Source organism: Pseudomonadota bacterium, from assembly GCA_039815145.1.
Lineage (GTDB): Bacteria > Pseudomonadota > Gammaproteobacteria > Steroidobacterales > JBCBZW01 > JBCBZW01.
In genome coordinates, this window is the sequence record JBCBZW010000203.1 from 1 (window position 1) to 6,475 (window position 6,475).

The 6,475-nt window shown below is 65.8% G+C and carries 7 protein-coding genes; 3 read left to right on the forward strand and 4 right to left on the reverse strand.

Translation table 11 applies throughout. The features are described 5' to 3' along the window. From AAF184_24135 to nei, 3 genes are all read right to left on the reverse strand, one after another. The coding region (locus AAF184_24135) for a DUF3192 domain-containing protein (protein MEO0425445.1) at positions 1-221 on the reverse strand (221 nt) is incomplete at its 3' end. Between the two features lie 118 nt (positions 222-339). Continuing rightward, positions 340-1,455: a DNA alkylation repair protein gene (locus AAF184_24140; protein ID MEO0425446.1), complete on the reverse strand. Its 1,116-nt coding sequence runs from the start codon at positions 1,453-1,455 to the stop codon at positions 340-342. A 153-nt stretch (positions 1,456-1,608) separates the two neighbouring features. Beyond that, positions 1,609-2,433 (reverse strand): endonuclease VIII, encoded by an 825-nt coding sequence (gene nei, locus AAF184_24145; protein ID MEO0425447.1) that lies wholly within the window; start codon positions 2,431-2,433, stop codon positions 1,609-1,611. 264 nt (positions 2,434-2,697) lie between these two features. Between nei and AAF184_24150 the strand changes: the two genes are divergently transcribed. Continuing rightward, positions 2,698-3,555, forward strand: a complete 858-nt coding sequence (locus AAF184_24150; GenBank protein MEO0425448.1) for a hypothetical protein — start codon at positions 2,698-2,700, stop codon at positions 3,553-3,555. A gap of 70 nt (positions 3,556-3,625) precedes the next feature. Here the strand turns inward: AAF184_24150 and AAF184_24155 are convergent, their stop codons facing one another. Continuing rightward, positions 3,626-4,717 (reverse strand): hypothetical protein, encoded by a 1,092-nt coding sequence (locus AAF184_24155; protein ID MEO0425449.1) that lies wholly within the window; start codon positions 4,715-4,717, stop codon positions 3,626-3,628. A 386-nt stretch (positions 4,718-5,103) separates the two neighbouring features. Here AAF184_24155 and AAF184_24160 point away from each other — a divergent pair, with 386 nt between their 5' ends. Further along, the gene (locus AAF184_24160) at positions 5,104-5,712 is read left to right on the forward strand and encodes an ECF-type sigma factor (protein MEO0425450.1); all 609 of its coding nucleotides are present in this window, start codon (positions 5,104-5,106) and stop codon (positions 5,710-5,712) included. After that, positions 5,709-6,475, forward strand: a 767-nt coding sequence (locus AAF184_24165; GenBank protein ID MEO0425451.1) for a serine/threonine-protein kinase, incomplete at its 3' end; no start/stop codon positions are given. The genes AAF184_24160 and AAF184_24165, both read left to right, overlap by 4 nt.

The following is a 6,475-nucleotide window of genomic DNA, read 5'->3' on the forward strand; positions in this document are numbered from 1 at the left end:
CCGTGGCGGTCGAAGGCCTCCTTGAAGTCGGGTTGGCCGAGGTCGGCGACCACCCGGGCCTTGCTCGTCCCGAGGTAGAGGTTGTCGATGTAGCTGTCGTTGGTGCGCTGTACGGTCTGCCATTGCTCGCTCTCGCCGTCATCGTTACCGATGGCGACGACGCAGCCGCTGAGGGCTGAGGCGATCAATAGGACAGGGGCAAGTCTCGCGGCCTTTAGCATTGCGGTACTCCGGCGGTGTTGTGCTGGGCAGATGGAGGAGCTCTGTGGCTCTCCGGGCGCACGATAGGGGGTACCGCCTGAATAGAGACTGAATCCGCCCGGCACTGTCGCGTTGGGCTCAGCTGGCGATCAGTCGGAAGCTTGCCTTCGCCAAGCGCTGGCCGTTGATCTGAAGCTCCACCGGATGCACCCCTGGCCTCAGTACCCGGGTGGTGGTGGGCTTGATCCGGAGCGTCTTGCTGAGGGTCAAGCGACCGCCCGCGGCGATCTCCTTTTGCGTCCACTTGAAGACCTTCGGCCCTGACTGCCCATTAGCGAGGGGATAGTGGACGACGAAATCGATCATCAGCGGCTGGGCCTTGCGGCTTCGGCTGGTGAGTTCGAGGGTGAGATCCACGACGCCCCCAATGGGTATCCGCTTCGGCGCCACCGTGAGCTGCGCATCGAGGGACTTAGGCTTGGCGAAACCCAACAACGCCAAGGCCCGGGCGTCGCCCTGCTTCACCAGCGAGCGAGCCGCGTGTTTGATCACCCAGTCGCGGCCCTCCGTCGCACCGTCGCGCCAGGACTCGAGCACGCTGAGCACCCTATCGGGATGGTCCTTGGCGATGTCGTTGAGCGTGTTCGCGACGGACCGTCGCACGTAGAGCTCGTCGTCGTCCTTGAGCGCTTCCAGAATCGGAAAGATCGGACTCGGCTCTTCGATCAGGGCGTGGAGCCGCGCGCCCCAGGGCAGACGGGGTCGCACACCCTCCGAGCACCAGCGCCGCACGTGGGGGCTCGCATCGTCCGTCCACTTCGCGAACTGTGCGAATACCTGGTCCGGGTAGCGCTCGACGAAGGGGCGTACGGCGAACTCCGATGAGAAGCGTTGGGTCAAGGCGTACATGGCGGGCATGGCCGCATCGTAGTGGTCGGTGGCGTAGTCGGCGATGAACTGCCCGACCGGCCACTGCAGCCAGCCATCGGTGACCGCGTCGCAGTTGGGTAGCGGGGGAGGCAGGCTGCGGGTGAGCGTGTCGAGGGCTTCGGGGATGTCTTGCGGGAGGTGGGTGCGAAGGGCGGCGGAGAACTGCTTGACGCGATCCATCATCTCTAAGGCATCGAGGCCGCGGGAAGCGGCAGTGACGAAGCGCTTCTTGTCGAAGTTTGCGTCCGCCGCTTGGATCTGTGCGGCCAGTGCGCGGGCGGCGGCCCGGTCGAACCAGTGTTTGAACGCCTTAGACTCAGCCATGGCTCACCCGCGTTTAGTACGGTCTGCACGCACGCAGGATAGTGAATGATCAAGCGCTCCACTATCCCCCGGCCCGAACAGCCTCTTTTGACGCGAGCACCTCTGAAAGCTCGCCCACTACCGAGGCACGGTTCAGCGGCATGTCAAGGAGGCCTATGGCGCCGGTTGGCAGCCCGCACACCAATAGATGCGACGGCTCCCCATCTCCTCCCGCTTGATGGTCTGCCCACAGCGATAGCAAGCTTGGCCCTCACGCGAGAACACGAAGAACCGTCGCCGCTCGAACCCCCTCACGGATCGCTGAAGCTTGCGTGCCAGCTGCGGCGTCAGGGTGATTCCAGCCGTCTCGTAACTGCGTTGAGTGACCGACAGCGTCTCGCGGGCGAGGCGGCCGCGCTCTCCGCGGGTCAGGTCCTTTGGCCGGCGCTTGGGGTGGAGGCCGGCGCAGAACAGGATCTCTGATCGCAGGTAGTTGCCACTGCCTGCCAAGAAGCGCTGATCCAGGTACAGCGCGGATAGGGCGCGGCCCCGAAACTCGTTGCTGTCGAGACGTTCACTGACCTCTTGCCAACGCAGACCCGCGGACAGGAGGTCTGGGCCGAGCGTGGCCAGGAAGGGATGGGCGCTGAGTTGATCGCGGTGCCAGACACTGATGTCGGATGCGGAGTACAGCAGCGCGCTATGGGTGGGCGTGTGGATTGCCAGTCGCAGCGAGCGGTTGGTGCTCGGCATCTTGCCGCGCTTCGCGATCTTCCAGACCCCGTAGAGCTGGTTGTGCGAGTAGATGGTGTAGTCGTTGTCGAAGTGCGTCAGCAGGGCCTTCCCGCGCGTCTCCAGGTCGAGGATCTGCTGGCCGGCCAGGCGCTTTGCGTAGGGCTTCAGCGCAGGGAAAGCGAACGTCACCTGCTCGATCGGCCGGTCGACGAGGACCTCGGCGATCCTGTCGGCAGCCCTGCGAATCTCAGGTCCCTCTGGCACCTACCCACACCCCTCTGTGTCTACGGCCGAATCACAGGGACGCATCATAGGGGTGCTGCTTGCCTCAATCACGATGACACGGAGTTCGCCCAAGCGATTCTCCTGGCGGCCCCGACGTACGACTACGATCCGCTCGTCGGCCGCTGATGCGGCATCCAATCTGCCGGTGACCTCTCCAACAACTGGATGGCGCAGGAACCACTACACCTCGACGCCAGCGCGACGTCGAGCCGTAGTCATCCAACAAAACAGAGGTTACCCCCGATGCGAACGCATACCCTCGGCCTCATATTGAGCGCCTCCCTGACCCTCCTCGCCAGCCACGACGCACCCGCTGACACGGGCGCCAGCACCAGCGTGATCGACGGCATCGTCGAGACGGGCCTAAACCGCTTTCTCGGCGAACCCATCGTGGACTGGGGCGGTGAACTCGGCACCTTCGGCGCCAACTTCCTCGGCGAGTACGACCCGAGCAGCGACCTACCGCTACCGTTGACCGCCGCCACGCCGGGCTACGCACTCCTGGCAACCAACATCGATCGGGAGTTCCAGGAGGTAATGTTCGGTCAGCCGCCCGAGACCCTCGACACCAGCGGCGAGAACCTGCCCCTGCGCGAGGCCTTCCTCCAGGCCGGCCCCAGCGTCTTCGAGCGTGCCCAGGTGTCCGGCCATGCCGACGCCCAGCCCTACACCCTGAGCCGCAGCGAGCCGAACACGCAGATCAGCCTCGACGACTGGACGGCGGGTGAGGGGCGCATGCGCATCCGCTGCCGCGCCGACGGCACCGCATCGATGCGCGTACGTTTTGAGCACCTCGTGCCAAACGGCGTCTACACCCTGTGGCACTTCTACGTGGGCGACGCAGGGCCCGGCGTGCTACCGGCGGGCGGTGTGCCCAACGTGTTCGTGCCCGACGCGCAAGGCAACGGCCGCTTCGTGCGCGAGCTGTCCTACTGCCCCACGGCGGCGGACAGCCCCACCCTCGCCTACCTGCTCGCTTACCACGTGGACGGCGCTGCCTACGGCGGCTTCCCCGACGCGCCCCTCGAGCATCTCTACGGCGGCGTGGTCACCGTCGAGCAACTCATCTTCCCGGTGAACGTGGCGGCCGTGTTGCCCTGAGCATCAGGACGAGCGACAAGCAGAACCCACGCTCGGTCGTCGCCGAGCGTGGGTCGAGGGGACCCGTTCGTCAGTGGAAGCCGGGTGCTGCGCCGGGGTCGGGAGCGTCGCCCACCACGATCTGCAGGGTGAGATCGCCGTTGGAGATGTCGAGGGGGCAGCTCCATGCGCCCTCTACCACCGCCGCATTACCAAAGGCGCCCGAGCTCAGGTTACGGCATACGGTAACCAGGCCATCGACCCCTGTGGTGACGCCGCCGACGGCGCACGTATCCGAGTCACAGCTGGCCGCGCCCACGACGATCTGCAGGATGCGGTCACCCGCCTCGGCGATGAGCGCGGCGTCGGTGCAGTTCCAACTCGTGTCGTCCAGGAGAGCCGCAGTGACGGACTGCCCGTTGGCCAGATTGCGACAGAGCACGGTGATCAGGGAGACGTCTTCAACGCTGCTCTCGATCGGTGCAACGGCGCTCACGATCGTGCCGCTGAAGACTGCGCTGCCCAGGTCGGGCCCGTCACCGCTTTCCGTCTGGTTGCGTATGTTGAGCTGGTAGGTTTCACCCGCCTCCAGCTGGACTATTTCATCGATTGTTCCGGTCTCGATTCCCTCATCGCCCTGATTCGTGTTCACCACTATTAGTTCTTGTGGGTTGAAGGGGTTACCGGTGAGGCGCACGAGCTCGAGGGAGAAGAAATCCACGAGGCTGACGCCCTCGCCATCACCGCCCGCCCAGCTTCCAGTGAAGCGAAGCTCAGCGTCCTCCGGAGCGGTGAAGAACAGCTCCAGCTCGCCGTCCTGGATGAGGGACCGCGCGCACGTCCCGATACCCGCGTCGTTACACGTTGTGAGCACTGACACGGCAACCTCCAGCGAGAACATTTCTTCACTCAAGGTCAAGCTCACTCCCCCGTCCACCTGTCCTTCGACGAAGCGACCACCGCCGAGTTCTGCGTCGAACCCCTCGACTTGCGTCAGCGCCTCCCCAGGCATGCCCGCGCCCTCGATCTGCAAACGCTCGCCGTCGGCGAAACCGTGGTTGGTGCCACCGTACTCGATGGCGATCAGCCATTCGCCATACTCCAGGGCGAAGGCTGGTGTGCTGAGCAGGGCCAGCGCTGCGAGCACGGGAAGCCCGGCGATGAGGGAAGTTGTCTTGTACATGGGGTCTATCTCCAAGTGGTGCTGTCAGCCGGCCATCGCGGGTCGTGCTGAGCGGGGCCATGACCGCTGACGGAGAGCCTCCCCGGCACGCACCCCCGTGTCCTGATGTCACCCCGGGGGCTTCCTGATCGTTGGATGATGAAAACCTGATGTGTCTGAATTCATTAGGAAACGAATTGGCGCGGGGGCGGGCTCAGGCCTCACGAAATTGCGGCCAGGCTCTCCCCACGTAGTCATACGTAATCCGTTCGACTAAGCCTTCACCGCAAACCCACAAACGCGTAGCACTCAGCGCCTCCACAAGGCCGGACATGCTGCACCGTTTTTCCGCGGGCGCGTTTTCTCGTATGGTGGCTTCCATCGCTGCTGCACTCGGCCTGTAGCTCATGAGCAACCTCTCGCCACAAGGGCCCTCGGAGACGCCACCCGCGTCAGCGGACGTCACATCGTTGCTCCGCGCCGCCGGCAAAGGGGACGTAGCGGTGCTGGACGTGGTCTTCTCCCACGTCTACCGCGAACTCTCACGCCTCGCCAGCCGCGTCCGCCGCGGCCGCGCCGGCGCCACCCTGGACACCACCGCCCTCGTGCACGAGGCCTATCTCAAGCTGGTGCCAAGCGCTGACATCGAGTGGGAGAGCCGCCGACACTTCTTCGGCGCGGCCGCCCGCGCGATGCGCCAAATCCTGGTGGACGCCGCCCGCCGGGAGCTCGCCCAGAAGCGCGGCGGTGACGCGTGGGTGGTCACCTTCGATGAGCAAGCCCACGCAGCGCCCGTGAGACCGGAGCAGCTCGTCGCGCTCGACGAAGCCCTGGAGCGCTTGCGGGAAGTAGACGCCCGCCGCGCGGACGTCGTGTTGCACCGCTACTTCGGTGGCCTGACCGCCGAGGAAACGGCGCAGACCCTAGGACTGTCCGTGTCGTCCGTGGAACGCGCCTGGCGCGCCGCACGGGCCTGGCTCACCTTGGAGATGGCGCAGCCACAGCGCGAGCCATGACCATCACGGACGATCCTTCGGCGGATCCAGCCCTCGCGCTCTTCGAGGCCGCCCTCGATTGCCCCGAGGCGGATCGCGAAGCGTTCCTCGATGGCGCCTGCGGAGAGGATCAGGCGCTGCGCGAGCGGGTGGCGGCCCTGCTGCGGGTGGACTCACAAACGAGCACCGTCCTCGACGCATCCCTGGCGGATCTCGCCGCCGCAGTTTCCCCGATCCAGGAGGAAGAGGACGCACCGAGCAGCGCGGGTCAGCAGATCGGACCCTACACACTGCTGGGCGAACTGGGGCGCGGCGGCATGGGCGCTGTGTACCTTGCCGAACGGGAGGACGTCGGCAAGCGCGTCGCCCTAAAGCTCGTCGTAGGTGGCCTAGCCGCACCGGAGCGTCGCGCCCGCTTCCTGCTCGAGCGACGGGTGCTGGCGAAGCTCCAGCACCCGGGCATCGCGAGCCTGCTCGACGCTGGCGTCGCCAAGGACAGCACCCCCTGGTTCGCGATGGAGCTGATCGAGGGCCAGCCCCTGGACCGCTACTGCGATCACCAGCGCTCCACGGTGACGGAGCGCCTCGCCCTCTTCGAGCAGGTGCTCGAAGCCGTGGCCTACGCCCATCGCAACTTCGTGGTCCATCGCGATCTCAAGCCCTCCAACATCCTGGTCACGCCCGGTGGCGCCCCGAAGCTCCTGGACTTCGGCATCGCGCGGCTGCTGGAAGACGATGCCCAATCGACGGCGCTCACCCAATCCGGCGTCGCGCCGATGACGCC